At 58.1% G+C, this 25587-nt stretch carries 25 protein-coding genes and 2 pseudogenes; 10 read left to right on the forward strand and 17 right to left on the reverse strand.

Annotated elements, in window-relative coordinates:
* Positions 1 to 2: 2 nt before the first annotated feature.
* Positions 3 to 2108, reverse strand: coding sequence for a TonB-dependent receptor (locus tag RHM68_RS04170; RefSeq protein ID WP_322220667.1), 2106 nt, complete (start codon positions 2106 to 2108; stop codon positions 3 to 5).
* A 150-nt stretch (positions 2109 to 2258) separates the two neighbouring features.
* Positions 2259 to 3413, reverse strand: a complete 1155-nt coding sequence (algW, locus tag RHM68_RS04175) for a Do family serine endopeptidase AlgW (RefSeq protein WP_322220668.1) — start codon at positions 3411 to 3413, stop codon at positions 2259 to 2261.
* Positions 3414 to 3516: 103 nt separating this feature from the next.
* Between algW and RHM68_RS04180 the strand changes: the two genes are divergently transcribed.
* From RHM68_RS04180 to cysN, 3 genes are all read left to right on the forward strand, one after another.
* Complete coding sequence (locus RHM68_RS04180) at positions 3517 to 4275, forward strand: Nif3-like dinuclear metal center hexameric protein (protein WP_322220669.1); 759 nt, start codon at positions 3517 to 3519, stop codon at positions 4273 to 4275.
* Between the two features lie 165 nt (positions 4276 to 4440).
* Positions 4441 to 5358 carry a sulfate adenylyltransferase subunit CysD gene (cysD, locus tag RHM68_RS04185; RefSeq protein ID WP_010463281.1) on the forward strand — a complete coding sequence of 306 codons (918 nt, stop codon included), beginning with the start codon at positions 4441 to 4443 and terminating at the stop codon, positions 5356 to 5358.
* A gap of 9 nt (positions 5359 to 5367) precedes the next feature.
* Positions 5368 to 7266: a sulfate adenylyltransferase subunit CysN gene (gene cysN / locus RHM68_RS04190; protein WP_322220670.1), complete on the forward strand. Its 1899-nt coding sequence runs from the start codon at positions 5368 to 5370 to the stop codon at positions 7264 to 7266.
* A 110-nt stretch (positions 7267 to 7376) separates the two neighbouring features.
* On the opposite strand, the gene RHM68_RS04195 is transcribed toward cysN, so the two are convergent.
* The 3 genes and pseudogenes from RHM68_RS04195 to RHM68_RS04205 all read right to left on the reverse strand — a co-directional run bounded on the left by RHM68_RS04195 (position 7377) and on the right by RHM68_RS04205 (position 10777).
* Positions 7377 to 8279 (reverse strand): acyltransferase, encoded by a 903-nt coding sequence (locus RHM68_RS04195; RefSeq protein ID WP_322220671.1) that lies wholly within the window; start codon positions 8277 to 8279, stop codon positions 7377 to 7379.
* Entirely contained in the window at positions 8280 to 10379 is a 2100-nt protein-coding gene (gene pta / locus RHM68_RS04200) for a phosphate acetyltransferase (protein ID WP_322220672.1), read from the reverse strand.
* Positions 10380 to 10439: 60 nt separating this feature from the next.
* Positions 10440 to 10777 (reverse strand): annotated as a pseudogene (locus tag RHM68_RS04205) (DUF3565 domain-containing protein).
* Between RHM68_RS04205 and RHM68_RS04210 the strand changes: the two are divergent.
* The 3 genes from RHM68_RS04210 to RHM68_RS04220 all read left to right on the forward strand — a co-directional run bounded on the left by RHM68_RS04210 (position 10746) and on the right by RHM68_RS04220 (position 13092).
* Positions 10746 to 11231, forward strand: coding sequence for a peptidylprolyl isomerase (locus tag RHM68_RS04210; protein ID WP_322220673.1), 486 nt, complete (start codon positions 10746 to 10748; stop codon positions 11229 to 11231). The pseudogene RHM68_RS04205 and the gene RHM68_RS04210 sit on opposite strands and share 32 nt — an antisense overlap.
* Positions 11232 to 11351: 120 nt before the next feature.
* A complete protein-coding gene (locus RHM68_RS04215; RefSeq protein WP_322220674.1) occupies positions 11352 to 11834 on the forward strand; it encodes a glutathione peroxidase in 483 nt (160 codons plus the stop codon).
* 154 nt (positions 11835 to 11988) lie between these two features.
* Positions 11989 to 13092, forward strand: coding sequence for an NADH:flavin oxidoreductase (locus RHM68_RS04220; RefSeq protein WP_322220675.1), 1104 nt, complete (start codon positions 11989 to 11991; stop codon positions 13090 to 13092).
* A gap of 64 nt (positions 13093 to 13156) precedes the next feature.
* Here the strand turns inward: RHM68_RS04220 and RHM68_RS04225 are convergent, their stop codons facing one another.
* Positions 13157 to 14356 (reverse strand): glycosyltransferase family 1 protein, encoded by a 1200-nt coding sequence (locus RHM68_RS04225; protein ID WP_322223677.1) that lies wholly within the window; start codon positions 14354 to 14356, stop codon positions 13157 to 13159.
* A 213-nt stretch (positions 14357 to 14569) separates the two neighbouring features.
* Here RHM68_RS04225 and RHM68_RS04230 point away from each other — a divergent pair, with 213 nt between their 5' ends.
* Positions 14570 to 15049 (forward strand): hypothetical protein, encoded by a 480-nt coding sequence (locus RHM68_RS04230; protein ID WP_322220676.1) that lies wholly within the window; start codon positions 14570 to 14572, stop codon positions 15047 to 15049.
* A gap of 26 nt (positions 15050 to 15075) precedes the next feature.
* Here RHM68_RS04230 and cysZ read toward each other — a convergent pair whose 3' ends face one another.
* Positions 15076 to 15831, reverse strand: coding sequence for a sulfate transporter CysZ (cysZ, locus tag RHM68_RS04235; RefSeq protein ID WP_322220677.1), 756 nt, complete (start codon positions 15829 to 15831; stop codon positions 15076 to 15078).
* Positions 15832 to 16143: 312 nt separating this feature from the next.
* Between cysZ and trxB the strand changes: the two genes are divergently transcribed.
* Positions 16144 to 17106, forward strand: a complete 963-nt coding sequence (gene trxB, locus RHM68_RS04240) for a thioredoxin-disulfide reductase (RefSeq protein ID WP_322220678.1) — start codon at positions 16144 to 16146, stop codon at positions 17104 to 17106.
* Positions 17107 to 17213: 107 nt separating this feature from the next.
* Here the strand turns inward: trxB and RHM68_RS04245 are convergent, their stop codons facing one another.
* The 7 genes from RHM68_RS04245 to RHM68_RS04275 form a co-directional block, all read right to left on the reverse strand.
* Positions 17214 to 18464, reverse strand: coding sequence for an aspartate aminotransferase family protein (locus RHM68_RS04245; protein WP_322220679.1), 1251 nt, complete (start codon positions 18462 to 18464; stop codon positions 17214 to 17216).
* A gap of 189 nt (positions 18465 to 18653) precedes the next feature.
* Positions 18654 to 18992, reverse strand: coding sequence for a HopJ type III effector protein (locus tag RHM68_RS04250; protein WP_322220680.1), 339 nt, complete (start codon positions 18990 to 18992; stop codon positions 18654 to 18656).
* The gene (locus RHM68_RS04255) at positions 18985 to 19281 is read right to left on the reverse strand and encodes a DUF1244 domain-containing protein (protein ID WP_322220681.1); all 297 of its coding nucleotides are present in this window, start codon (positions 19279 to 19281) and stop codon (positions 18985 to 18987) included. Before RHM68_RS04255 ends, RHM68_RS04250 begins: the two co-directional genes overlap by 8 nt.
* A 68-nt stretch (positions 19282 to 19349) precedes the next feature.
* Complete coding sequence (gene folX, locus RHM68_RS04260) at positions 19350 to 19721, reverse strand: dihydroneopterin triphosphate 2'-epimerase (RefSeq protein ID WP_322220682.1); 372 nt, start codon at positions 19719 to 19721, stop codon at positions 19350 to 19352.
* Between the two features lie 2 nt (positions 19722 to 19723).
* Entirely contained in the window at positions 19724 to 20299 is a 576-nt protein-coding gene (gene folE, locus RHM68_RS04265) for a GTP cyclohydrolase I FolE (RefSeq protein ID WP_322220683.1), read from the reverse strand.
* 21 nt (positions 20300 to 20320) lie between these two features.
* Positions 20321 to 21031 carry a dihydromonapterin reductase gene (folM, locus tag RHM68_RS04270; protein WP_322220684.1) on the reverse strand — a complete coding sequence of 237 codons (711 nt, stop codon included), beginning with the start codon at positions 21029 to 21031 and terminating at the stop codon, positions 20321 to 20323.
* Positions 21032 to 21133: 102 nt separating this feature from the next.
* On the reverse strand, positions 21134 to 21703 hold the full coding sequence (locus RHM68_RS04275) for an antibiotic biosynthesis monooxygenase (protein WP_322220685.1): 570 nt from the start codon (positions 21701 to 21703) through the stop codon (positions 21134 to 21136).
* A 213-nt stretch (positions 21704 to 21916) separates the two neighbouring features.
* Here RHM68_RS04275 and RHM68_RS04280 point away from each other — a divergent pair, with 213 nt between their 5' ends.
* Positions 21917 to 22876: a MerR family transcriptional regulator gene (locus tag RHM68_RS04280; protein WP_322220686.1), complete on the forward strand. Its 960-nt coding sequence runs from the start codon at positions 21917 to 21919 to the stop codon at positions 22874 to 22876.
* A 3-nt stretch (positions 22877 to 22879) separates the two neighbouring features.
* Here RHM68_RS04280 and RHM68_RS04285 read toward each other — a convergent pair whose 3' ends face one another.
* Together RHM68_RS04285 and RHM68_RS04290 are read right to left on the reverse strand one after the other, a co-directional pair.
* Positions 22880 to 23485 (reverse strand): hypothetical protein, encoded by a 606-nt coding sequence (locus RHM68_RS04285; RefSeq protein WP_322220687.1) that lies wholly within the window; start codon positions 23483 to 23485, stop codon positions 22880 to 22882.
* 54 nt (positions 23486 to 23539) lie between these two features.
* Positions 23540 to 24015: pseudogene (locus tag RHM68_RS04290) on the reverse strand (PAS domain-containing protein).
* A 153-nt stretch (positions 24016 to 24168) separates the two neighbouring features.
* Here RHM68_RS04290 and RHM68_RS04295 point away from each other — a divergent pair.
* Positions 24169 to 24624 carry a flavodoxin gene (locus RHM68_RS04295; RefSeq protein ID WP_322220688.1) on the forward strand — a complete coding sequence of 152 codons (456 nt, stop codon included), beginning with the start codon at positions 24169 to 24171 and terminating at the stop codon, positions 24622 to 24624.
* Here the strand turns inward: RHM68_RS04295 and RHM68_RS04300 are convergent.
* A complete protein-coding gene (locus RHM68_RS04300) occupies positions 24605 to 25501 on the reverse strand; it encodes a LysR family transcriptional regulator (protein ID WP_322220689.1) in 897 nt (298 codons plus the stop codon). The genes RHM68_RS04295 and RHM68_RS04300 overlap by 20 nt on opposite strands.
* Positions 25502 to 25587 lie beyond the last annotated feature (86 nt).

Below are 25587 nucleotides of genomic sequence, written 5' to 3' on the forward strand. Positions count from 1 at the left end.
TTTTACAGATTGAGGGTCAGGCTGACCGTGACGTTGCGTGGATCACCGGGGGTGACCCAGTAATTGCTGTAGGAGCGCTCGAAGTAATGCTCGTCAAACAGGTTGTTCAGGTTTAAACCCACGGTGACGCTTTCGCTGGCCTTGTAATGGGCCAGCAGGTCGACGGTGTGGTAAGCCGGCAGTTCGAACTCACTGCCGGCTTCGCCCGAGCGATCACCGACGTAGGTGAACGCGGCGCCAACGTCCGAGCCACGTAGATGACCGTCCTGAAATTCATAAACCCCGAGCAGACTGCCGCTGCGTTTGGCCACGCCGAGGATGGGGCTCCCGGTAGGAATGACGCTGTCGCCCTCGGTGACCTGGGCGTCGATGTAGGCGAAGGCTGCGATCAGCCGCACGGCATCGGTAACCTGTCCCGTGACTTGCAGGTCGAGGCCCTGGCTGCGGGCCTTGCCCATGGCGCGGCTGGTGTCGGTGCCTGGGTCGAGGGCGAGGACGTTTTTCTTTTCGATATGGAAGACGGCGAGGGTGCTGCTCAGGCGGTCGTCGAACAGCTCGCTCTTGATCCCGATTTCATAGCCCACACCCTCTTCGGGATCGAACGATTTGCCTACAGCGTCCAGGCCGTTATTTGGTTTGAATGAGGTGGAGGCGTTGGCAAATACACCGACTTCAGGGGTCCATTGATAGAGCAGACCGGCCCGTTGGGTCAGGGCATCGTGGTTTTGGCGTTGGGTGGCGCTGCGGGTGTGATCGTCGACGCTTTGTTCGAAATGTTCAAAACGCGCGCCGAGCATGCCGCGCCATTTTTCGTTGAAGATGATTTGGTCTTGCAGGTTCAGCGCCTGGCTCTCGACGTGTTCGAAGAAGTCGCTGCCGGAGCGTGCGCCGTCGGGTTTGGGCTGACCATAAATCGGCCGGTAGATGTCGATGGCGTAGGGGCCGCCGGCAAATGTCGTGACCCGTTCGTTTTTGCGGTAGTTCTCGTATTCGCTGCCGATCAGCACTTCATGTTGCCAACTGCCGAGGTCGAATACACCGCGCAGTTCGAGCTGGGTGATGCTGTCGTGCCAATCATTTTCACGCTCGCGGTAGCGGCGGTTGACGCTGTGGCCGTCGACGTTCAGCGCGCGGCTCTCGGAGGCGAACCCCCAGAGCTTGCCTTCCTTGTAATGGCTGGCAAGGCGCAGTTTCCAACTGTCGTTGAGCTGATGCTCCAGGGCTGCTTGTAACCGGTTGTTGTGGTTGTCGATGTCGCCATCGTCGGGTTCGCCGAGGAATGTCGAGCGCGAAACACCGCCCGGCTTATTGTTCGGCGCGACGATGCCTCGGTCGAAGGTCGAGCTGTGGCGCACAAACTCGCTTTCCACCAACAGCTGAGTCTCTGGGCTCAATTGAAAGCTGAAAGAAGGCGCAACGAATAGGCGTTGGCTGCCGACGTGATCGCGAAAGCTGTTGTTGTCTTCGACGGCCAGGTTCACTCGGGAGAGCAGGTTACCGTTGTCGTCCAACGGCGTGTTGAGGTCCAGTGCGGTGCGATAACGATCCCAACTGTCGGCGCTGGTTTGCAGTGTGGTGAAGGCTTCGGGCTGGGGTTTTTTGGTGACGATGTTCACCGTGCCGCCAGGATCGCCGCGACCATACAGACTCGCGGCGGGGCCTTTGAGCACTTCAATGCGCTCGATGTTAGCGACGTCCGGCGTACTCGGGTAACCGCGGTTGGCGCTGAAACCGTCCATGTAGAATTCTGAGGTGGTGAAACCACGCACGCTGTATTCGTAGAGGGTCAGGCCACCGAAGTTATTCTGCTTTGACACGCCGCCGGCGAAGTCCAGCGCGCGCTCGACATTGCTACTACCCAAGTCTTTGAGCACGCTGATGGGAATTACGCTGATGGATTGCGGGATGTCACGCAGGGCCGTATCGGTTTTAGTCGCGCTGGCAGAGCGCAGGGCCCGGTAGCTCTTGACCGGGCTGGTGGAGGACTCGTAGTCCGACGTGACGCTGATGGCGTCCAGTTCAAGGGGTTTCGGTTCTTCGGCGAAGACCGGATCCCCCAGCAGTCCGAGGAGCAGACCGGCGAGGGAGGCCTTTGTTCGAGACGACATGTTATGTTGTTCCAATAGTAATATTGAAACAATATAACATGACCAATGAGAATGTATGCCTTTAAGGTTTTTCGATCAGCAGAGTCGTTCGCTGATGCCGGGGCAGGCTAAAACGCGGCCGAACACGCTGCGAGCCCCAGCCACCCTGATTTACTCCTCTTCCTTCACTGGCGCCGGCGGTGGACGCAGGCCAATTTCGGCGGTGAGCTTCAGTTCTTTGCCGTTGCGCATCACCTGAATTGTGACTTTGTCGGTTGGTTTGATCCGCGCCACCTGGTTCATCGAGCGGCGTCCATCGCCAGCGGGCTCGCCGTCGATGCTGAGAATCACATCACCCAATTGCAGGCCGGCTTTCTGCGCCGGGCCGTCGCGGAAAATCCCCGCGACCACAATTCCTGGGCGTCCGGACAGGCCAAAAGATTCCGCCAGTTCCTGGGACAGTGGCTGCACTTCAATGCCGAGCCAACCGCGAATCACTTGGCCGTGTTCGATGATTGATTTCATCACTTCCATGGCCAGTTTGATCGGGATGGCAAAGCCAATGCCTTGGGAGCCACCGGACTTGGAGAAGATCGCGGTGTTGATGCCGGTCAGGTTGCCATTGGCGTCCACCAGTGCGCCGCCGGAGTTGCCAGGGTTGATCGCGGCATCGGTCTGGATGAAGTCTTCATAGTTGTTCAGGCCTAACTGATTACGTCCGGTGGCACTGATGATGCCCATGGTCACGGTCTGGCCGACCCCGAACGGGTTGCCGATTGCCAGCGCGACATCGCCGACGCGGATGCTTTCGGAGCGCCCGACAGTGATTGATGGCAGGTTCTTCAAATCGATTTTCAATACAGCGAGGTCGGTTTCCGGGTCGCTGCCAATGACGCGGGCCAGGGTTTCACGGCCGTCCTTGAGTGCCACTACTATCTGATCGGCACCGGTGGTCACGTGGTTGTTGGTCAGCAGGTAACCTTCCGGGCTCATGATCACGCCGGAACCCAAGCTCGACTCCATGCGTTTCTGTTTGGGCGAGTTGTCACCGAAGAAGCGGCGGAACTGCGGGTCTTCGAACAGCGGGTGGTTGGGTTTATTGATGACCTTGGTGGTGTAGAGGTTCACCACCGCCGGCGCGGCCACGACCACGGCTTCGGCGTAAGACACCGGGCCTTGCTGGACTGCGGTGGTTTGCGGGGCTTGTTGCAGGTTAACGTCCTGGCTCGGTAGCCCTACCCACTGTGGGTAACGCTGAATTATCAACAGAGCGATAAGCACGCCGGCCAACAGCGGCCAGCCGGAAAAACGCAGCGCCTTGAACATTAAGCACGTCCTGGAAAGGTTGCAGGCGGTATGAGACCGCCCATAATGTCGCGCATTATACGAGGCCGCACGCGCCTCTGAACGGGATATTTAGGAGTCATTTATGGCCGTCGCCCTGAGCACCCTCGTCGAAGAAGCTGACCGTTATCTCGCCAGTTCGAAGATTGCCGATTATTGCCCCAACGGCTTGCAGGTTGAAGGCCGGCCGCAGGTGATGCGGATCGTCAGTGGTGTTACCGCCAGCCAAGCGCTGCTGGGCGCGGCCGTGGAAGCCAAGGCGGATCTGGTGCTGGTGCATCACGGTTACTTCTGGAAAGGCGAGAATCCCTGCATTACCGGCATGAAGCAGCGCCGGTTGAAAACCCTGCTCAAGCACGACATCAGCCTGTTGTCTTATCATTTGCCTCTCGATTTGCACCCTGATGTCGGCAATAACGTGCAGTTGGCCCGGCAACTGGACATCACAGTCGAGGGCCCGCTTGACCCCGGCAACCTGAAGGTTGTCGGTCTGGTGGGGTCGTTGAGCGAACCGATGAGCCCGCGCGACTTTGCTCGTCGCGTGCAAGAGGTGATGGGCCGTGACCCGTTGCTGATTGAAGGCAGCGCGATGATTCGCCGTGTCGGCTGGTGTACCGGAGGCGGGCAGGGTTATATCGATCAGGCGGTGTTGGCCGGTGTTGATCTTTATCTCAGCGGCGAAGCGTCCGAGCAAACCTTCCATAGCGCTCGGGAAAACGACATCAGTTTCATCGCCGCCGGCCACCACGCTACCGAACGCTATGGCGTGCAGGCGCTGGGGGATTACCTGGCCCGGCGCTTTGCTCTGGAGCATATTTTTATCGATTGCCCCAACCCGATCTGAATCACCCCACCCTCACTGTGAGAGGTCGCGGTGCCCAAACGAGGGGGAATATTCATATACCCTTTCGATCTAGTTGGCGTCCTGATTAGAAGGGGGCGCTGTGCTAGGATTCCCCGCTCGAACACGGCCCGCTGGCCGTCCATAAGATCGTTTTCGTGAGTAGCCATGGTCGACAAACTGACGCATCTGAAACAGCTGGAGGCCGAAAGCATCCACATCATCCGCGAGGTCGCCGCCGAGTTCGATAACCCGGTGATGCTGTACTCCGTCGGTAAAGACTCCGCCGTGATGCTGCACCTTGCGCGCAAGGCATTCTTCCCGGGCAAACTGCCGTTCCCGGTGATGCACGTCGATACCCGGTGGAAGTTCAAGGAAATGTACGCGTTCCGCGACCGCATGGTCGAAGAACTGGGCCTGGACCTGCTGGTACACGTCAACCCCGATGGCGTCGCGCAGGGCATTAACCCGCTGACCCACGGCAGTGCAAAACACACCGACATCATGAAAACCGAAGGCTTGAAACAGGCCCTCGACAAGTACGGTTTCGACGCCGCCTTCGGTGGTGCCCGCCGCGATGAAGAAAAGTCCCGTGCCAAAGAGCGCGTGTACTCCTTTCGCGACACCAAGCACCGCTGGGACCCGAAAAACCAGCGCCCAGAGCTGTGGAATGTCTACAACGGCAACGTCAACAAGGGTGAATCCATTCGTGTGTTCCCATTGTCGAACTGGACCGAACTGGACATCTGGCAATACATCTACCTCGAAGGCATTCCGATTGTGCCGCTGTACTTCGCCGCCGAACGCGATGTCATCGAGATGAATGGCACTTGGATCATGATCGACGACGAACGTCTGCTCAATCACCTGAGCGACGAAGACAAGGCGCGCATCGTCAAGAAAAAAGTGCGCTTCCGTACACTCGGTGACTACCCGCTGACCGGTGCGGTCGAGTCTGAGGCCACCAGCCTCACCGACATCATTCAGGAGATGCTCCTGACGCGAACTTCCGAACGCCAGGGCCGAGTCATCGATCACGATGGCGCTGGCTCGATGGAAGAAAAGAAACGTCAGGGTTATTTCTAAGGGGTTGTCATGTCGCACGTATCTGATTTGATCAGCGAGGACATCCTCGCCTACCTGGGCCAGCACGAACGCAAGGAAATGCTGCGCTTTCTGACTTGTGGCAACGTCGACGACGGCAAGAGCACCCTGATTGGGCGCCTGCTGCACGACTCCAAAATGATCTACGAAGATCACCTGGAAGCCATTACCCGCGACTCGAAAAAAGTCGGCACCACCGGCGACGAGATCGACCTGGCGTTGCTGGTTGACGGCTTGCAGGCCGAGCGTGAGCAAGGCATCACCATCGATGTCGCTTACCGCTACTTCTCCACCGCCAAGCGCAAATTCATCATCGCCGACACCCCTGGCCATGAGCAGTACACCCGCAACATGGCCACCGGTGCTTCTACCTGTGACCTGGCGATCATTCTGGTGGATGCGCGTTACGGCGTGCAGACCCAAACCCGTCGCCACAGCTTCATTGCCTCGCTGCTTGGCATCAAGCACATCGTGGTCGCCATCAACAAGATGGACCTCAACGGCTTTGATGAAAGCGTGTTCGAATCGATCAAGGCCGATTACCTGAAGTTCGCTGACGGCATCGCGTTCAAGCCGTCCACCATGGCCTTTGTGCCGATGTCTGCGCTCAAGGGCGACAACGTGGTGAACAAGTCCGAGCGCTCGCCGTGGTACACCGGCCAGTCGCTGATGGAAATCCTTGAAACCGTCGAAATCGCCAACGACCGCAACTACACCGACCTGCGTTTTCCGGTGCAGTACGTTAACCGTCCGAACCTTAACTTCCGTGGTTTCGCCGGTACTGTGGCCAGCGGCATTGTGCATAAGGGCGATGAAATCGTGGTGTTGCCGTCGGGCAAGAGCAGCCGCGTGAAATCGATTGTCACTTTCGAAGGTGAGCTGGAGCACGCTGGTCCCGGTCAAGCGGTGACGCTGACCATGGAAGACGAGATCGACATCTCTCGCGGCGACTTGCTGGTGCATGCCGATAATCAGCCGCAAGTGACGGATGCCTTCGACGCCATGCTGGTGTGGATGGCTGAAGAACCGATGTTGCCGGGCAAAAAATATGACATCAAACGCGCCACGTCCTACGTGCCGGGGTCGATCACCAGCATCGTCAACCGCGTTGATGTAAATACCCTGGAAGAAGGTCCGGCCAGTGCTTTGCAGTTGAACGAGATCGGTCGGGTCAAGATCAGTCTTGACGCCGCGATTGCGCTCGACGGCTACGCGAGCAACCGCACCACCGGTTCGTTCATCATCATTGACCGCTTGACCAATGGCACCGTCGGCGCCGGCATGATCATCGCTCAGCCGTTAGCGCATGGCAGTGCCACGCACCACGGCAAGTTATCCCATGTTGCTACCGAAGAACGCGCCCAGCGCTTCGGCCAGCAGCCGGCTACTGTGCTGTTCAGCGGTTTGTCTGGCGCGGGCAAAAGTACCTTGGCCTATGCGGTTGAACGCAAGCTCTTCGACATGGGCCGTGCGGTGTTTGTGCTTGATGGCCAGAACCTGCGCCACGACCTGAACAAAGGTCTGCCGCATGATCGCGCCGGGCGTACCGAGAATTGGCGTCGTGCAGCTCATGTGGCCCGTCAGTTCAACGAAGCCGGTTTGCTGACGCTGGCGGCATTCGTTGCCCCGAGCGCCGAAGGTCGTGAGCAGGCCAAGGACCTGATCGGCAAGGAGCGTCTGCTGACGGTTTACGTCCAGGCGTCGCCAGCCGCGTGTGCCGAGCGTGATCCGCAGGGCTTATATGCCGCCGGTGGCGACAACATTCCAGGTGAATCCTTCCCTTACGACGTGCCGCTGAATGCCGACCTGGTGGTCGATACACAGACACTGTCAGTGGAAGAAGGCGTCAAGCAAGTGCTGGAACTGTTGCGCAGTCGTGGCGCGATCTAAGCGTTAGCCGCAAATAAAAACCCGCCGATGAGTGATCATCCGGCGGGTTTTTTGTGATCGTTCCTACGCTCCGCGTTCGGCTTTGAATGGGACGCGGAGCGTGGGAACGATCAGGCGCAAGGGTATTCCCGATGCATTTGCTCCAGCAACGCATCCTTGTCTTCCCACAGCTGATTGATCCAGCCCTGAAACTGCAATCGGTACTCCCCATCCTGGTCGTAATTCTTGCCAATGAACTGCGGCGGAATCTTCAGCTCTTCAAAGTTCACCACCACGTCTTGCACATTCCCACAGAGCAAATCCCAATAACCCGGACGCCCGCCTGGATAGTGAATGGTCACGTTGACGATCGACGCCAACTGCTCGCCCATCGCATCCAGTACAAAGGCAATGCCGCCAGCTTTGGGTTTGAGCAGGTAACGAAACGGTGATTTCTGCTGGGCATGTTTGCTCTTGGTGAAGCGCGTACCCTCGACGAAGTTGAAAATTCCCACCGGGTGGTTGCGGAACTTGTCACACGTCTGTCGGGTGGTTGCCAGGTCTTTGCCTTTCTTCTCAGGGTGCTTTTCCAGGTAGGCCTTGGAATAGCGTTTCATAAACGGAAAGCCCAAGGTCCACCACGCCAGACCAATCACCGGGACCCAGATCAGCGCTTGCTTGAGGAAGAACTTCAGCGGCTGGATACGCCGGTTGAGCACGTATTGCAGCACCATGATGTCGACCCAGCTCTGGTGGTTGCTGGTGATCAGGTACGAGTGCTGATAGTCCAGGCCCTCAAGGCCGCTGAGGTGCCAGCGGGTGCGGCAGACCAGGTTCATCCAGGCCTTGTTGTTGCTGATCCAGGCTTCATGGGTATGGTTCATCAGCCAGCGGGTGAAACGCTGGGTGAGGGCGAAGGGCAGCACCTTGAAAAACGCCACGCAGAACAGAAACGAGCACAGCACAATGGTGTTCAGGGCCAACAGCAGCGAGGCGAGCACGCCGCGTAAGGGGGCAGGTAGGAATTGCAGCATTTAAAGATCCAAAGGTCGGTTGGCGGCTTGAATCGCGGTCAAGGCAATGGTGTAGACGATGTCATCGACCTGGGCGCCGCGCGGCAGGTCGTTCACCGGTTTGCGCAAGCCTTGCAGCATTGGCCCAAGGCTGACGCAGTCGGCGCTGCGTTGCACCGCTTTGTGAGTGGTATTGCCGGTGTTCAGGTCAGGGAATACGAACACCGTGGCGCGACCGGCGACTTGGCTGTTCGGCGCCAACTGTCGGGCAACGGTTTCGTTGGCGGCGGCGTCGTACTGTAACGGGCCGTCGATCAGCAACGAGTTTTGCTGTTCGTGGGCAAGTAACGTTGCTTCGCGCACTTTTTCCACTTCTTCGCCACTGGCGGACTCACCGCTGGAGTAGCTGATCATCGCCACACGCGGCGTGATCCCAAACGCTGCGGCCGAGTCGGCGCTTTGCAGAGCAATCTCCGCCAGCTCGCTGGCGCTTGGGTGTGGGTTCATCACACAGTCGCCGTAGACCAGCACTTCTTCCGGAAACAACATAAAGAACACCGACGACACCAAGGTGCAGCCCGGCGCAGTCTTGATCAGTTGCAGCGCTGGGCGGATGGTATTGGCGGTGGAGTGAATGACGCCGGACACCAGTCCGTCGACTTCATCCAGCGCCAACATCATAGTGCCGATCACCACAGTGTCTTCCAGTTGCTGCTCGGCCATCGGGGCGTTGAGGCTTTTGCTCTTGCGCAGGGCAACCATCGGTTCGATGTAATTGCCGCGAATCAGGTCCGGGTCGAGAATCTCCAGGCCGGGCGGTAGTTCGATGCCTTGGGCGCGGGCGACCGCTTCGACGTCGGCCGGTTTGGCCAGCAACACGCAACGGGCGATGCCGCGCGCCTGGCAGATGGCTGCGGCTTGCACGGTCAACGGCTCGCTGCCTTCGGGCAGCACGATGCGCTTGTTGGCAGCCTGGGCTCGTTGGATCAGTTGATAACGGAACACCGCAGGCGACAGGCGCATCTCCCGTGGCGTACCGCAACGCTGATGGAGCCATTTGGCGTCGAGATGGCTGGCAACGAAATCGGTGATAATTTCTGCGCGCTCACGGTCGTCGATCGGGATTTCCTTGTTCAGGCCATTCAGCTGATTGGCGGTTTCGTAGGATCCGGTGCTCACCGATAACACCGGCAAGCCTGCCTGCAAGGCGCCGCGGCAGAGGTCCATGATCCGCGGGTCGGGCAGGGTGTCGCTGGTCAGCAACAGGCCTGCCAGGGGGACGCCGTTCATGGCCGCGAGGCTGACAGCGAGGATAATGTCGTCGCGGTCGCCTGGGGTCACCACTAACACGCCGGGCTTGAGCAGTTCCACGGTGTTGCGCATGGTGCGGGCGCAGATGATGATTTTGCTCATGCGCCGTGTTTCGTAATCACCGGCATTGAGGATTTGCGCGCCCATCAGGTCGGCGACGTCACGGGTGCGCGGGGCGTTCAGTTCGGGCTGAAACGGGATGCAGCCCAGCAGCCTGAAATCACCACTGCGCAGTAACGGCGAGTGCTCCTTCAGACGCGAGGCGAAGGCCTCCATGCTTTCGTCGGTTTTGACCTTGTTGAGGATCACGCCGAGGACTTTGGGGTCTTTCGGGCCGCCGAACAGCTGCGCCTGCAATTCCACGCGGCCGGAGAGTTCGGTCAGCGCTTCGCTTTCCGGGGCCGAGACCAGGATCACATCGGCATCGAGGCTCTTGGCCAAGTGCAAATTGACCCGCGCGGCGTAGCTGGCGCTGCGGGTCGGGACCATGCCTTCGACAACTAGTACGTCTTTGCCCACGGCCGCTTGTTGATAGAGGGTGATGATTTCTTCGAGCAACTCGTCCAGCTGACCGTCGCCGAGCATTCGCTCTACATGGGCCAGGCCCAACGGTTGCGGCGGCTTGAGGCCGTGGGTGCGTGCCACCAGCTCGGTGGAACGCTCAGGGCCGGTGTCGCCCGGATGCGGCTGGGCAATCGGTTTGAAGAAGCCGACTTTCAGCCCGGCTCGCTCAAGTGTACGCACCAGCCCGAGACTGATGGAGGTCAGACCCACACCAAAATCGGTGGGTGCGATAAAAAAAGTTTGCATGCGGATTCTCTGGAGGTGCATGGCAATGGTGATCCTCTATATCTGACGATCTACCGAAATTCAGTTGCCAAGGTTATCGCTAACCGAGCCTTGAGCGCACCAACCGCAATCAAAGGGCTGGCCTATTTTTTCAATACGTAGTGCCGGGTCCAGGACCCAGGTACGTGATTGCCACGGTGGCTGGTGACGCAGGTGCTGAGTGTGACCGCAGGACAGCTCGGCGACCCAATGCCCATCCTCGTCCTGATGAAAGCCGATGAGCGTCGAGCCTGTGGCCATAATCCGTCTGTCCGGGTTGTGTTCGCTTTCGGGCGATTGCTTCGCTAAACTTCGCCTTTCTTTATTCTTATGCAAAGGTCTCGCCCCATGCTGATCGCCGCCAATAAGGCTGTCTCCATCGACTATACCCTGACCAACGACGCTGGTGAGGTCATCGACAGCTCCGCCGGCGGCGCGCCGCTGGTCTACCTGCAAGGCGCAGGTAACATCATCCCAGGCCTGGAAAAGGCGCTGGAAGGCAAAAAGGTCGGTGACGAACTGACTGTCGCCGTAGAACCTGAAGATGCCTACGGCGAATACGCGGCCGAACTGGTCAGCACCTTGAGCCGCAGCATGTTCGAAGGCGTCGATGAACTGGAAGTGGGCATGCAGTTCCACGCGTCTGCGCCGGACGGCCAGATGCAGATCGTGACCATTCGTGATCTGGACGGTGACGACGTCACGGTTGATGGCAACCACCCATTGGCCGGTCAGCGCTTGCATTTCCAAGTCAAGATCATCGACATTCGTGACGCCAGCCAAGAAGAAGTTGCTCATGGTCACGTCCATGGCGAAGGTGGTCATCACCACTGATTTCTGCGCTAAGCTCAGAGAACTGGAGAGGCGCCCGAGGGGCGCCTTTTTTAGTCCGCGGTTGTTTCAGGCGCCGCCAGGCGGCTGTTTCAATAAGAACACGGGAATTTGGAGTTCGTCATGAGTGCTTTTCACGACCTTAAATTGACAGCCCTGGATGGTCAGGAGCTTCCTCTGGCGCCCTTCAAGGGGCATGTCGTGCTGGTGGTCAACGTCGCCTCCAAATGTGGTTTGACCCCACAGTACGCCGCGCTGGAAAACCTTTATCAGCAATACAAGGGCCAAGGTTTCAGTGTGCTGGGCTTGCCTTGCAACCAGTTTGCCGGGCAGGAACCTGGCACCGAGCAAGAGATCCAGGACTTCTGCCGCCTCAACTATGGCGTGACCTTTGCGTTGTCCAGCAAGCTGGAAGTCAATGGTCATGATCGTCATCAGCTCTACCGGTTGCTGGCGGGCGAGGGGGCCGAGTTTCCAGGGGACATTACCTGGAATTTTGAGAAGTTCCTGCTGGGCAAGGACGGTCGCGTATTGGCGCGGTTCTCGCCACGCACGGCGCCGGATGATCCGACAATCATTCATGCGATTGAAAAAGCACTGAGCTGAATCGAAAAATCGCAGCCACCGTGCTGCGATTTTTTATGCCTGCCTTTTGACCCTTAATCACCCACATCAATAGTGCTGGGCTTCTTCTGAGGCAATGCATATTATCGTCGTCATAAAATTTATGTCCGTCGATATCGTTTTTGTGGAGCGCACCATGTCCGTCAAAGCCCTGTTCAAACCGTTCCACCTCGGCAGCCTCGAACTGTCGAGTCGTGTCGTGATGGCACCGATGACCCGTTCCTTTTCGCCGGGCGGTGTACCCAACTCCAAAGTCATCGAGTATTACCGCCGCCGCGCGGCTGCCGGTGTGGGGCTGATCATCACCGAAGGCACGACCGTCGAGCACAAAGCCTCCAACGGCTACCCTAATGTGCCGCACTTCTATGGTGAGGCCGCGTTGGCCGGCTGGAAGAAAGTCGTTGCGGCGGTACACGCCGAGGGCGGCAAGATTGTTCCGCAGTTATGGCACGTGGGCAGCGTGCGACGTGTCGGCACCGAGCCGGACGCCAGCGTGCCGGGTTACGGGCCGTCGGAAAAACTGAAGGACGGTCAGGTCGTGGTGCATGGCATGACCCATCAAGATATCCGGGACGTGATCGCTGCGTTTGCTCAAGCGGCCAAGGATGCCCAGAGCATCGGTATGGACGGCGTGGAAATTCACGGTGCTCACGGCTATCTCGTCGACCAGTTTTTCTGGGAAGGCACTAACCAGCGTACTGACGAATATGGCGGCAGCCTGGCCCATCGTTCGCGGTTCGCCATCGAACTGATTCAGGCGGTGCGTGCGGCGGTGGGCGAGGGCTTCCCGATCATTTTTCGCTTTTCCCAGTGGAAGCAGCAGGATTACACCGCGCGTCTGGTGCAAACCCCGCAAGCGTTGGGCGAGTTCCTGAAGCCGCTGTCTGACGCCGGCGTGGACATTTTTCATTGCTCGACGCGACGATTCTGGGAGCCAGAGTTTGACGGTTCTGAACTGAACCTTGCCGGCTGGGCCCGCAAGCTCACCGGCAAGCCGACCATTACCGTGGGCAGCGTTGGTCTGGATGGCGAATTCCTCCAGTTCATGGTCAACACCGATAAGATCGCCCAACCGGCCAGCCTGGAAAAATTACTGGAGCGTTTGAACAACGACGAATTCGACCTGGTGGCGGTAGGCCGCGCGTTGCTGGTTGACCCTGACTGGGCGCAAAAAGTGCGAGAGGGTCGTGAAGAAGACATTCTGCCGTTCAGTCGTGAGGCATTGATGACGCTGGTTTAAGCGGCAGCTTCGCCGAAGCCATCGCAAGCTTGCTCGCGATGGCTGACTCGATACTTGCGAAAATTCAGGGCAGTGTCGGTGCGCCGGTAACCGTCTGCTCTGCGGCACACGCTCCGCGCAACTGACCCTCAAACTGCTCGATAATTGCCCCCCAGCCGTGACGACTGGCATGCTGGCGCGCATTGAGTCTTATGCAACGCAAGGTTTCATCCTCTTCCAGCAACCATGCTGCTGCATCGCAGAACGCTATTTCATCGCCTGGCATCGCCAGCACGCCGTTGTAGCCATGGCGAATGTGTTGACCCGCAGCCGCCTGATCGTAAGCCACCACACCCAGCCCCGAGGCCAACGCCTCAAGCACCACATTGCCAAAGGTTTCGGTCATGCTCGGGAAGAAAAAAACATCCCCTGACGCATAGTGGCTGGCCAGGACTTCGCCGCGCAGTGAGCCACAGAAAATAGCCTCGGGCAGTTCTTTTTCCAGCGACATGCGCAGCGGGCCATCGCCAATTACGATCAGTCGTATGTTTCGCTGTGGATACGTGTTTTTCAGAGCGTCGAAGCTGCGCTTGAGCAACCCGAGGTTCTTCTCGTGCGCCAGGCGTCCGACATGGATAACGGCAATGTCATCTTCGCCCACTCCCCATTGCTCACGGAGCGCGTTCAGACGTTTGCTGGGGTGAAACAGTTGACTGTCAACGCCGCGGGACAACAGCGCCAAACGTTCGAAGTGTCGACGTTCCAGCTCAAGTCGTTGACTGACGCTGGGCACCAGGGTCAGGGTCGAGCGATTGTGAAACCAGCGCAGGTAGTGAGTCAGCATGCGCGTCAGCAACCCGAGGCCGTACTGGTTCGAGTATTGCTGGAAGTTGGTGTGAAACCCGCTGACCACCGAAATGCCCATGCGCCGTGCAGCGCGCAACGCAGACAACCCCAAAGGTCCTTCAGTGGCGATGTACAGCACGTCGGGGCGATGGCGTTTCCAGCGTCGCAGCAACTTGTGCATCGAAGACTGGCCCCACTGCAAACCGGGATAGCCTGGCAGCGGCCAACCCCTGCACAGGAGCAACTCGTCGTCGCTGTTCAACAACTGATCGCAGCCCTGGCGCGGGCGAACCAATTCCACCTGATGTCCGCGCGCGCGCAGTCCATCGCACAAGCGGCCAAGGGTATTGGCTACGCCGTTGATTTCCGGTGGAAAGGTTTCGGTGATGAGTGTGATATGCAGAGCTGTCGTCATGCGCTCAGTGTGGGCTGGCGCGATGTCTTCATTGTGACGGGAGGATGACGGAGGTGTGACAGTGGTTTTTTCGAGAACGACTCAACTTTTTGGTGGGCGGGCCGTTAGCTTTAGCTCACTACACTGATCAGGGAAGCTAATGTGTCCGAAAACGTTTATGCACCACCGGTGGCGCCATTGATGCCACACGCTGAGCGCCCCGGCGAGTTTTATGTCATCTCGCCAGGGAAACTTCTCATGTTGTTGATTTTCAGTTTCGGGCTGTTCTTTTATTACTGGTCATTCAAGAACTGGAGTCTCTACAAGCGCGAGACTCAAACTGATATCTGGCCTTGGGCACGTGGTTTTTTTTACATATTCTTCATTCACAAACTGTATCGGCGAGCCGACGAGAAGATTCGTCACAGCGGCTTAACGCAGAAGTGGGACTTTGAACAATGGGCGACCGTTTTTGTGGTGCTGACGGTCGTAGTCAATCTGCTGAGTACCCTAACGACGCGTGTGAATGGCTTTGGTTTCCTGGCCGGATGGGTGCTGCTGATTCTGCCGCTAAGGGCTTGGGTGTTGAGTAAAAGCCAACCGATGCTCAATGCTGCTTCCAATGACCCTCTTGGGCTCAGCAACTCACGCTTCACGGCCTGGAACTACCTGTTTATGGTTCCGGGCCTGTTGCTCTGGGCGATGACGCTTATCGGGTTTTGGGCCCGCCACCGCTGAAACGTCCGGGTCGAGGAGGAGTACTGTCAGTGCTTCTCCATCGGCAAGGCTTCAGACCCTCGCTCACGTACCCAGAATAACGTCGCACCCGCCACCGCTGCCGGCATCATCAAAATGTTGACTACCGGAATCAGCAGCACCAAGTACACAATCGCGCCAAAACTCATGCTCTGCCAGCGCTTCTGGCGCAACCAGGCGAGCATTTCGTTCCAGCCCAGTTTGTGGTTGTCCGCCGGGTAGTCGATGTACTGAATCGCCATCATCCAGACACCAAACAGCAGCCACAACGGCGCGGCGATGATGTTGACCACGGGGATGAACGACAAGATCAGCAGCCCGATCGCGCGTGGCAGAAAGTAGCCCAGTTTGCGCATTTCCCGGGCCAGAGTGCGGGGGATCATGGCGATTAACTCGCCCCAACTGAACGCTGGGAAGTCGTCGGTGCCGCGCACCACCACTTCGACCTTTTCCGAGAGAAAGCCGTTGAACGGTGCGGCAATGACGTTGGCGAGCATTGTGAAGGTGAAAAACACCATCAATGCAACTAGCACTACAAACAGTGGCCAGAGTATGTAACTGAGAAAGCTCAGCCAGTCGGGCAGGGAGGGCATCAAGGTGTCAACCCACACGCTGAACTGATGGCCAGCCAGGTAAATCAACCCGATAAACAGCACCAGATTGATTGCCAGCGGCAACAACACGAACAAACGCAGGCCCGGACTCAGGACCAGCTTGAGGCCTTCACGCAAATATTGCGGGCCGGACAGGACGGGGGCGGGCATAGCGTGCTCCGAAAAAAGGAAATCGCGCGACCTTACCGGCTTTGCCGCGTGGGCGAAAGCGCAGCAGCCGCATAGTCGTTAACTGTAACAAAGACGTCTATAAAATTGCGGTCACCGGATAGAGACCACCTATGAGCTGGATTGTTAAACCGTATTTCCTTAATCTTCGCCCCCTCGATACGCTGCACCCATTCTTTTACAGGACTGTCGAGTTCAAGCCTTCCCCAAGTGCTTTCAACAGTCCTTTTTTATTCCCGCCGGTGACCCGGCGTTCCGCGCCAAGTGTTTCGGCTCGGTCAATAGGAGCAGGTCATGTCTGAAGTCCGTCATTCGCGAGTGATTATTCTCGGTTCCGGCCCTGCCGGTTACAGCGCGGCGGTGTATGCCGCCCGCGCCAACCTCAAGCCGTTGCTGATTACCGGTATGCAGGCTGGCGGTCAGTTGACCACCACCACCGAAGTCGATAACTGGCCGGGCGACGTCCACGGCTTGACCGGCCCGGCGCTGATGGAGCGGATGAAAGAGCACGCAGAGCGCTTTGAAACCGAGATCGTGTTCGACCACATCAATGCTGTGGACTTTGCTGCCAAGCCTTACACCCTGACCGGTGACAGCGCGACGTATACCTGTGATGCGCTGATCATCGCCACCGGTGCCAGCGCTCGCTACTTGGGCTTGCCGTCTGAAGAAGCGTTCATGGGCAAAGGCGTTTCGGCCTGCGCAACGTGCGATGGTTTCTTCTATCGCAATAAGCCAGTGGCCGTGGTTGGTGGCGGTAATACCGCTGTAGAAGAAGCGTTGTACTTGGCCAACATCGCCAGCACAGTGACCCTGATTCACCGTCGCGAAACCTTCCGCGCCGAGAAGATCCTGATCGACAAGCTCAATGCCCGTGTTGCCGAAGGCAAGATCATCCTGAAGCTGAATTCGAACCTGGACGAAGTCCTGGGCGACAAAATGGGTGTGACCGGTGCTCGCTTGAAAAACAACGATGGCAGCTTCGACGAGCTGACAGTCGATGGCGTGTTTATCGCCATCGGCCACACGCCGAACACGTCGTTGTTCGAAGGCCAATTGACGTTGAAAGACGGTTATCTGGTGGTGCAGGGCGGCCGTGATGGCAACGCCACTGCCACCAACGTCGAAGGCATCTTTGCCGCGGGTGACGTGGCTGACCACGTTTACCGTCAAGCCATTACTTCGGCGGGTGCCGGTTGCATGGCGGCACTCGACACCGAGCGTTACCTCGACGGCTTGCAGAACGTTTCGTTCTGATCCTGTAGAGACAAAAAAACCGGCTTCGGCCGGTTTTTTGTACCCGCGTTTTAGCGGCGGTCAAACAACCCTACTCGCACAGCGTTGTGGGCTAACCCAGTTTGTTTTCAGGTCAGCCTGGCCAGGCACGCCTCGAGAATATCCAGCCCTTCTTCCAGCACCGCCGCCTCGGTGGTTAACGGCGCGAGCAGGCGAATGATGTGTCGCGACTTGCCGCTGGGCATCAACAGCAAACCCGCGTCCCGCGCCAATGTCAGCAGATGCGTCAACTGCGCCGCTGCCGGTGTGCCATCGGTATGGCTCAACTCAATGCCGCGCATGGCGCCGACGCCAGTCAAACGCCCCAGGAACGGCGAAAGCTTGCGCGCGCGCCAGCCTTCGTAGCGACTGACAATCGCCTCGTCCTGCTGTGTACCCCAGGCGTGCAGATTTGCATCGGTCATTTCGTCCAGCGTAGCCAACGCCGCCGCGCAGGCGATCGGGTTGCCGGAATAGGTGCCGCCCAGCCCGCCCCTGGGCAGCGTGTCGAGCAGCGACTTTCGCCCGACCACCGCACCGAGCGGTAGGCCGCCGGCGATGCTTTTGGCGAGCAGGATCAAGTCCGGTTCAATGCCCAATCGCGAGAACGCGAAACGCTGGCCGGTGCGGCCGAAACCGGACTGGATTTCATCAGCGATCAGCACGATGTTTTTCTCATCACACACACGCCGCAAGGCCTGTGCAAATTCGATATCCAGCGCCAGGAAGCCTGCTTCGCCCTGCACCGGTTCGACGATAAAACACGCCACGTCCTCGATGTCGATCTCCACGCTGAACAGCCGCTCCATGGCCTTCAAGGCCTCGGCGCAGGTCACGCCGTTGTCCTTACTCGGGAAGGGCAGGTGAAACACCGGCCCTGGCAACACACCGACCTTCTGCTTGTAGGGCGCGACTTTGCCATTGAGGTTGAGGGTGGCGAGCGTGCGGCCATGGAAGGCACCGTCAAAGGCGATGACCACTGTGCGGCCAGTGGCGCTACGGACGATCTTCAGGGCGTTTTCCGCTGCTTCAGCGCCGCTGTTGGTGAGCATGCCGCTGACGGGGTAGTCCACCGGAATAAACGCGGTCAGACGATCCATCAGTTCAATGTAGGGCGCATGTGGGGCGGCGTTGAACGCGTAGTGGGTGAGTCGGGTGGCTTGGTCGCGAATGGCGTCGACGATGCGCGGGTGGCAATGGCCGAGGTTGAGCACGCCAATACCACCGACAAAGTCGATGTAGCGCTTGCCATCGGTGTCCCATACCTCGGCGTTTTTGCCGTGGCTGAGCGTTACGGGATGAACGATGTTGATCGACCGACTGATGTTTTCGCTGCTCATGGAATGCCTGGCTCAGAAGAAGAATTGCTTCTTTTTATCTAAGCCGTGAGCAGCGGTGCCCGACAAACGAAATAAAGTCGCCGGGTCAATCTTAAAAGTCGGGATGTGCCTTGTAGGTGCATGGTTTGCGGGTGACGGCGCTCTGGAGATTGCCTTCGCGGGCAAGCCGCGCGCCTACAGAAATAGGCTCTAGCGACGGGTCAGCGGCTGTTGAGTGAACTGCACCCCGGCCAGGCCGTGCGCAATCAATGCCCGGATATTGCCGTGATCGCTGCCCTCAGGCGTGGCGACTACCGACCGATAATGTTCGCCAAACGCCAACAGCGCTTCCTGATCGCTCAAGCCTTCGAGCAACGCCAGGCCCAGGGTCTTGCACGAGCCTTCGTTTTGCCCGGCGGCGTTTTCCACACCGCCGTTGTTGAACGCTTGCGGCTGATACTCATAACTGGCTGCGACGAAGGCCAAGGTGTCGGCAAACAGGTGTTTGCCGCTCTGAAGGCTTGCGCGCAGTGTGTTCAAATCATTCATTGGGTTTTCCTTTGGCGAACGCCGCTTGTTGTTCGGCGCTGGCTTCTTGCTGGTAGTGGGTTTTCCACTCGGCGTAGGGCATGCCGTAGACCACTTCGCGAGCGTCGTCGAGGCTGACCTCGATCTGGCGCTCGTCGGCAGCGGCCTTGTACCACTTGGACAGGCAGTTGCGGCAGAAACCCGAGAGGTTCATCAGGTCGATGTTCTGTACATCCTTGCGGCTGTCCAGGTGCGCGACCAGCCGACGAAAGGCGGCGGCTTCAAGTTCCAGGCGTTGTTGATCGTTCATGGTGGGCTCTGTGCAATTGAATCGTGGCGCGGATGATAAAAGTCTGAAGAGCATGAGGCCATAAGCCCTCAGCGGCTCGCGGCGAGGGTAATCGACACCGACTCGGCAAATCGCAGCGCGTGGGGTTTATCAACTTCCACTTCGGCGTACAGCACCGACTCGTTGAGCATGACCAGGTCGAGAATCTCTTGGGTCAGTCGTTCGAGCAGGGCAAAACGGTTGCCCTCCACGTGGGCGATGATCGCCTTGGTGATGGTGCGGTAGTTCAAGGCGTGATCAATGTCGTTGTCCCGCACGGCTGCTTGCGCTGCATACAGGATGGTGAGGTTGATCAGCACATCTTGTTTGTTGAGGATTTCGTCCTCGTTGATTCCGATGAAGGTACGCAGACACAGGTCTTTGACCCGGATGCGTGCCATTCCTGGCTGAAGTTGTGGCATTGCTACTTGCTCCGTCCAATCAATTGCAGGAACTCCTGGCGGGTGTTGCTCGATTCGCGAAAGGCGCCGAGCATCACGGAGGTGTTCATGGTCGAATTCTGTTTCTCGACACCGCGCATCATCATGCACATGTGCTGGGCTTCGATAACCACCGCGACACCTGCGGCGTTGGTCACGCGTTGCACTGCATCGGCGATTTGTCGGGTGAGGTTTTCCTGAATTTGCAGTCGCCGGGCGAACATGTCCACCAATCGTGCGATTTTCGACAGGCCCAGCACCTTGCCTGTTGGAATATAAGCCACATGAGCCTTGCCGATGAAGGGCAAGAGGTGATGTTCACAGAGCGAATACAGCTCGATGTCGGCGACGATCACCATTTCATCGGTGTCGGACGCAAACAGGGCGCCATTGACGATTGCATCGACACTTTGTTCGTAGCCATGGCAGAGGTACTGCATGGCCTTGGCTGCTCGCACAGGGGTATCGAGCAGGCCCTCGCGTTCGGGGTCTTCACCGATACCGATGAGGATTTCGCGATAACTTTGGGACAGGGCGTTCTGGGGCAGGGATAACGTCATGAAACATCCTCGCGGGGCGGCTTATTTGATGTGCCGTCCGCCGTTGACGGTCAGGGTCGTACCGGTGACATAAGGGTTGTCGAGCAGATACCGCAGGCTCTGGTAGATCACTTCGCTACCGGGTTCGATACCCAGGGCAGACTTGGCCAGTGCCTTGGCGCGGTAAGTTGCGTCATCTTCGGGATTGAACAATAGCAGGGCTGGTGCGATGCCGTTGACCTTGATCGTCGGCGCGTACTTGGCGGCGAAGGACAGGGTCAGGCTGTCGAGCCCGGCTTTGCTGGCACAGTAACCGATGTGTTTGCTGCTGCCTTTACGGGTCACGTCGTCACTGATGTGTACGATGTCTGCGGGGCTTGAATGTTGCAGCAAGTCGGCGCAGTGCAGGTTGATCAGGTAGGGCGCCAGCATGTGTACGTTGAACATTCGGGTGAACGCCTGGGCATCGGTGTCTGGCGTTTCAGCCAACCATTCGGAGGCGTTGTGGACAATCGCTCGAAGGCTGTCGGTACAGGTCTTGAGAGCGGCGATGAACGTGAGAATGCCGGCTTCGCTGGAAAAATCTGCGAACACTGCTGTCGCCCCCAGGTCGCGCAGGGTTTGGACGCCGGCTCGCTCGCTGCGGTAGCTGAAGATCACACGGTGGCCGTCGTCGAGCAAACGCTGCGCACAGTGCAGCCCGACACGCTGGCCGGCACCGGTGATGAGGATCGGAGCAGAAGAAGAGGTCATGAACGGCTCGCGTCGCGGTAAGGGCAAAACTATACCAGCGACGGGAGCTGTAAACCTATTGCGCGCGTGCTTGGGTGAGCGCTCGCGCGCGCATCAAGTTGATTAGCGGTTTTGCGTTGAAGGTTTGGCGGGCAATGTGCGCGCCGGCGTACTGTGTAACCAGGCTGCCAGCAAGTGAGTCGACAGCGGAATGAAGAAATAAACCATCAACGGTGTCAGGCACAGGGTACTGACAAACACCCGAGGCAATAGGCTCATCTCGCCCAACAGCGGCCCCAGGACAAAGTTGAACAGCAGCGATACTGGAAAGAACGCCAGCCAGATCGCCACGGCCTGTTTCCAGCGTGGCGGACGTTGACCCGCGGCACCGAACCAGCCTTCGATGCCACTGACCCGATGTTCGGTCGGATGCGCGAACAAGTCGCTGCCGCGTGCCAGCCACGCAGTGCGCGAGGCTGAATGCTCCCAGGCGTGCAGGGTTTGCTCGTCGGCGAAGCGGAAAATAATCTGAAATTCGTCATCGTCAGGCGGTGGCGCAAGCACGCCGGAGCCGAGATAACCAGGGAAGTCAGTGGCCAGTTGTTCGCCTTCGCGCAACCAGGCGATCAGGTCCTGATAGCGCCCATCGGCGACTCGGCGCGCAACCATCAACGTGACGGGGGAGGTAGACATTGTGTATCTCCGAAAAACAAACGCGTCACTCCGGATAGGAGTTTCGCCAGGCGCAGCGCCGGGGTGGTGGGCTGCGTCTCGTTGCAAGCAAGGATTATTCCTGATTATGAAAATTACGCCAGAGACTTTCTTTGTCCATTGACTTGTTGAATAGACAGTGGGCTCGAGACGGGTAGAATGCCTTCCAATCCAAACTCGGACGTGGGCCGCCAAATGCCTGTTTCAACTGACGTAGTCCCGGTCTTGCAGCCTGTACTTTCCCCTGTACAGGAAGTCCTGTTTCCGATTCGTGAGGTCGCGCGCCTGACGGGTATCAATCCCGTTACGCTGCGAGCCTGGGAGCGCCGTTACGGTCTGATTCAGCCCACTCGCACCGAAAGTGGGCACCGACTCTACTCGATGGCCGATGTTGAGCGGGTACGCAGCATCCTTGGCTGGATTGAGCGCGGCGTGGCTGTCAGCAAGGTGGGCAAAATTCTGGCCAAGAGTGCCCCGCTTCAGGCGTTGTCGCACATCATTCCCGATGACCGGATTGAAGCTGACTATGCCCAATGGCAGCAGCAAATCCAGGCTGCCGTCAGTGCTTTTGACGAGGTTGAATTAGAGCGTGTTTACGGACAGATCTTTTCTACCTACGCCCAGACGGTAGTGTTTCAGGACATTTTGCTTCCGCTCTGGAAGCAACTGTTGCAACGCCAGGATATGTTCGGTCAGACCAGTGAATGGCTGTTCCTGGACGGTTTTCTGCGATCGCGCGTCGTGCATCGTTTGTTGTTGATGCGCACCAAATACTCCATTTCTGTCGTGGTCAGCGCTCTGGTCGGTCAGTGCCGTGAACTTGAGTTGCTGGTGGCCGCTTTGTTTATGAGCAGCGCCAATGTAACCGTGCGAGTGCTGACAGTTGGCCAACCGCTCGATGAATTGACCCTGATTTGCGAGAAAATCAAACCCAGGGCGCTGGTGTTGTTTTCAAATCACGCTCCGGCCCCCGAGTTGCCTCGGCGCCTGCATCGTTTGGCGTTGAGTCTGGATTGCCAGTTAATGCTGGCTGGCGATGTATCGGACCTCGCACAAGAAAGCCTCGCTGGATCGTCAATCGGCTGCCTGGGAAATGAAGGGTTGTTGATGCGTGAACGTCTGAAGCTGTTTCTGGCGGGAAGCCTGGATACGTAAGGCTTAGACGTGCAGGGCTGGGTGCGTGACGCGATGCTGCTGAAGGATGAACTGGCGCAGGCGTTCGGTTTCGTCCTTGTCGCTTTGGTTCAACTGATAGGCGAAGAAGCCCAGTTCGGTTTCGCGCTCGAAGGTGCCACGCAACGCAATCCGCTCATAGCCTGAAGGACTGAACCACAACGCGAAATGCTTGGGGGGTTTGGTCTTGTTGCGCACTTCGAGTAACACGCCTTTGAACGACACTTCGTGAACCCACAGTGTGCCGGCTTGTCCTTTGGCGTTCTCAAGTGCTACCGGCTCTTCGAGCGCCAGGCGCCAGGGGCGGACCATCGGCCCGTCTTCGTAAATGCTCGGAACGCCTAGGCGCAGGTGCAGCGCGTGAAATTCATCTTCCACCAGGTGCAGTGGAAATGTCATTTGCTGGTTTTCGAAGTTGGCTTGAATGGTCACTTGTTCATGCGCTGCGAGCCGCGTCAGCAGGTCGCGGATCTGTGAACCACCGTTAACCAGCAAGCTCGACGTCGCATCCCGCATATTGAGCTGCGGGTTGTGTTGCATGGTCTGGATGAAATCCAGCTCATCCTGAGTCAGAAGCGCGTCGCGTTGCATGGCTAGCTCTAAAGATATAGTTACAAAGTCATCGGTGATTGTAGCTAATGACAATTAATTCACCGCTTTGTTTTCGCCGTTCGTCACTTCAGCGCTGCCAGCTCAGCCTGTGCCTGGACCAGCTGTGCCTCCAATTGCGCGATCCGTTGCAAGGCCTTGACCTGCACCGTGACGTCCTTTTGCACAGCAACGAAGTAGGTCAGTCCGTCACTCTCGCTTTTTACCGTCGACAGGGACAGTTCGTTCCAGAACGGTGTCCCGTCCTTGCGATAGTTTCTGAGGGTTTCCCGGCAGGATCCTCCGTGCGCCAACACTTCACGGATCGCATTCAATGCTGGCTGATCCCGGTCCCCGGCCTGCAGAAAACGGCAGTCCTGGTAGAGAATTTCCTCGCTGGTGTAGCCGGTCAGGCGTTCAAAAGCCGGATTGACATAAATCAGGATGCTGTCTTGATCGCCTTCTTTTTCAGCGATCACGATGCCTTCGTTGGACGCATTGACCACCATCTGTAGCAGTTGGGCGTTGATCATCAGAGGGCCACTTCCACGCTGATTAAAAGCTGCATTTTAGAAGAACAGCCTGCGCTGTCCACTCGCCATCAAGGCTGATTGAGCGTGACTCGCAGCTTTTTTGCCATGGCTGTTACTATCCCCGTCTTTTTACTTAGACTCAGGATCAGATTGATGAAAGTCGCCATCCTTTCCGGCTCGGTATACGGCACGGCTGAAGACGTCGCCCGTCACGCTGCGAAGATTTTGAAAGACGCCGGTTTAGACACCTGGCACAACTCACGCGCCAGCCTTGCCGATGTGCAGGCATTCAGCCCCGAGGCCATCCTGGTGGTGACATCAACCACGGGCATGGGCGAGTTGCCGGATAACCTGCAACCGTTGTATTCGATGATCCGCGACCAACTACCGGCCGCCTGGCGTGGCTTGCCGGGTGCGGTGATCGGTCTGGGCGATGCGAGTTACGGCGATACGTTTTGCGGCGGAGGCGAACTGATGCGCGAATTGTTCGCTGAACTGGGCGTGCGCGAAGTGCTGCCGATGCTGCGTCTGGACGCCAGTGAAAGCGTCACCCCGCAAGACGACGCCGAGCCTTGGTTGGCTGAGCTGGTCAGCGCTCTGCGGGGCTGACCGGACGCTCGCGCACTAACGCGAGCCAGGCCTGGGCTGCTTTCGACAGATAAGCGCCCCGACGCCAAATAAAGGCGATATCCCAACGCAGATAGTTCGGTGCGTTCAGCGTCAGGCGTACTACGCCCGGACGCGCTAGCCCGCGTGCCACAACGCTGGGCAACAGCACCACACCTTGTCCGGCGGCCACCAGTGCCGCCAGAAAATCAGCCTGTCCGCTGCGTCCGCCTTCTTTCGGCGTAAACCCCAATTGCTGGCAGGCCTGCAGCAAACGATCATTGAGTACAAAACTGCGCTGATACAGCAGAAACGGCGTGTCGGCCAACTCCTGCAGACCAATTTCTGTTTTTGTTGCCAGTGGATGATCGGCCGGCAGCAGTGCGTCCAGCGGCTCATCGCAGAACGGTTGGAAGGCGAACTGTGGGTCTTGGGGCTTGAGACTGCCACCCAGCTCCAGCTCGCCACTCAATACGGCTTGCTCAATGTTCAGGCTGCCACCTTCGAGTAACTGAATGCTGATGTTGGGGTAGCGTCGCCGGTATTCGGCGAACAGGCCGGCGAACAGTGCGTCACTGCCCAGCAGCGGCAAGCCCAGACGCAACTCTCCTCGGGCCAGTTGGCTCAAGTCGTCCAGCTCGCTGAGTAATTCGTTACGCAATCGCAGCATGCCTTCCGCTCGTTGCAGCACCACGCTGCCGGCGGCGGTCAGGCGCAGTTGCGAGCCCAGGCGTTCGAGCAACGGGGTGCCCAGGCTTTGCTCCAGTTGAGCGACTTGCTTACTCACCGCCGATTGACTGATGTGCAGGGTCTTGGCGGCTTGGGTGAACCCGCCCTGGTGCATGACTTCGACAAAGCTGCGCAGCTGTTTGAATTCCATCTTGATGATTCCATTTTGGAATGGCGCTGAGTCTAACAATTCGCTTCGGGGATAACAGTCTGCTCCTTAAAATGAGCGTCTCTGAG

The organism is Pseudomonas sp. DC1.2, from assembly GCF_034351645.1.
In the GTDB taxonomy this organism is placed as follows: domain Bacteria; phylum Pseudomonadota; class Gammaproteobacteria; order Pseudomonadales; family Pseudomonadaceae; genus Aquipseudomonas.

Excerpts from the sequence above, each read along its gene's own strand:
- RHM68_RS04230 (WP_322220676.1), top strand. The coding sequence starts at position 14,570 with ATGTTGTTGATTTTCAGTTTCGGGCTGTTCTTTTATTACTGGTCATTC.
- RHM68_RS04220 (WP_322220675.1), top strand. The coding sequence starts at position 11,989 with ATGTCCGTCAAAGCCCTGTTCAAACCGTTCCACCTCGGCAGCCTCGAA.
- RHM68_RS04245 (WP_322220679.1), bottom strand. The coding sequence starts at position 18,464 with ATGAGCAGCGAAAACATCAGTCGGTCGATCAACATCGTTCATCCCGTA.
- RHM68_RS04180 (WP_322220669.1), top strand. The coding sequence starts at position 3,517 with ATGGCCGTCGCCCTGAGCACCCTCGTCGAAGAAGCTGACCGTTATCTC.
- RHM68_RS04170 (WP_322220667.1), bottom strand. The coding sequence starts at position 2,108 with ATGTCGTCTCGAACAAAGGCCTCCCTCGCCGGTCTGCTCCTCGGACTG.
- folM (WP_322220684.1), bottom strand. The coding sequence starts at position 21,031 with ATGACCTCTTCTTCTGCTCCGATCCTCATCACCGGTGCCGGCCAGCGT.
- RHM68_RS04195 (WP_322220671.1), bottom strand. The coding sequence starts at position 8,279 with ATGCTGCAATTCCTACCTGCCCCCTTACGCGGCGTGCTCGCCTCGCTG.
- RHM68_RS04250 (WP_322220680.1), bottom strand. The coding sequence starts at position 18,992 with ATGAATGATTTGAACACACTGCGCGCAAGCCTTCAGAGCGGCAAACAC.
- folE (WP_322220683.1), bottom strand. The coding sequence starts at position 20,299 with ATGACGTTATCCCTGCCCCAGAACGCCCTGTCCCAAAGTTATCGCGAA.
- algW (WP_322220668.1), bottom strand. The coding sequence starts at position 3,413 with ATGTTCAAGGCGCTGCGTTTTTCCGGCTGGCCGCTGTTGGCCGGCGTG.
- RHM68_RS04275 (WP_322220685.1), bottom strand. The coding sequence starts at position 21,703 with ATGTCTACCTCCCCCGTCACGTTGATGGTTGCGCGCCGAGTCGCCGAT.
- trxB (WP_322220678.1), top strand. The coding sequence starts at position 16,144 with ATGTCTGAAGTCCGTCATTCGCGAGTGATTATTCTCGGTTCCGGCCCT.
- RHM68_RS04285 (WP_322220687.1), bottom strand. The coding sequence starts at position 23,485 with ATGCAACGCGACGCGCTTCTGACTCAGGATGAGCTGGATTTCATCCAG.
- RHM68_RS04210 (WP_322220673.1), top strand. The coding sequence starts at position 10,746 with ATGCTGATCGCCGCCAATAAGGCTGTCTCCATCGACTATACCCTGACC.
- RHM68_RS04280 (WP_322220686.1), top strand. The coding sequence starts at position 21,917 with ATGCCTGTTTCAACTGACGTAGTCCCGGTCTTGCAGCCTGTACTTTCC.
- RHM68_RS04295 (WP_322220688.1), top strand. The coding sequence starts at position 24,169 with ATGAAAGTCGCCATCCTTTCCGGCTCGGTATACGGCACGGCTGAAGAC.
- RHM68_RS04300 (WP_322220689.1), bottom strand. The coding sequence starts at position 25,501 with ATGGAATTCAAACAGCTGCGCAGCTTTGTCGAAGTCATGCACCAGGGC.
- RHM68_RS04255 (WP_322220681.1), bottom strand. The coding sequence starts at position 19,281 with ATGAACGATCAACAACGCCTGGAACTTGAAGCCGCCGCCTTTCGTCGG.
- pta (WP_322220672.1), bottom strand. The coding sequence starts at position 10,379 with ATGCAAACTTTTTTTATCGCACCCACCGATTTTGGTGTGGGTCTGACC.
- cysD (WP_010463281.1), top strand. The coding sequence starts at position 4,441 with ATGGTCGACAAACTGACGCATCTGAAACAGCTGGAGGCCGAAAGCATC.
- RHM68_RS04215 (WP_322220674.1), top strand. The coding sequence starts at position 11,352 with ATGAGTGCTTTTCACGACCTTAAATTGACAGCCCTGGATGGTCAGGAG.
- cysN (WP_322220670.1), top strand. The coding sequence starts at position 5,368 with ATGTCGCACGTATCTGATTTGATCAGCGAGGACATCCTCGCCTACCTG.
- folX (WP_322220682.1), bottom strand. The coding sequence starts at position 19,721 with ATGCCACAACTTCAGCCAGGAATGGCACGCATCCGGGTCAAAGACCTG.
- cysZ (WP_322220677.1), bottom strand. The coding sequence starts at position 15,831 with ATGCCCGCCCCCGTCCTGTCCGGCCCGCAATATTTGCGTGAAGGCCTC.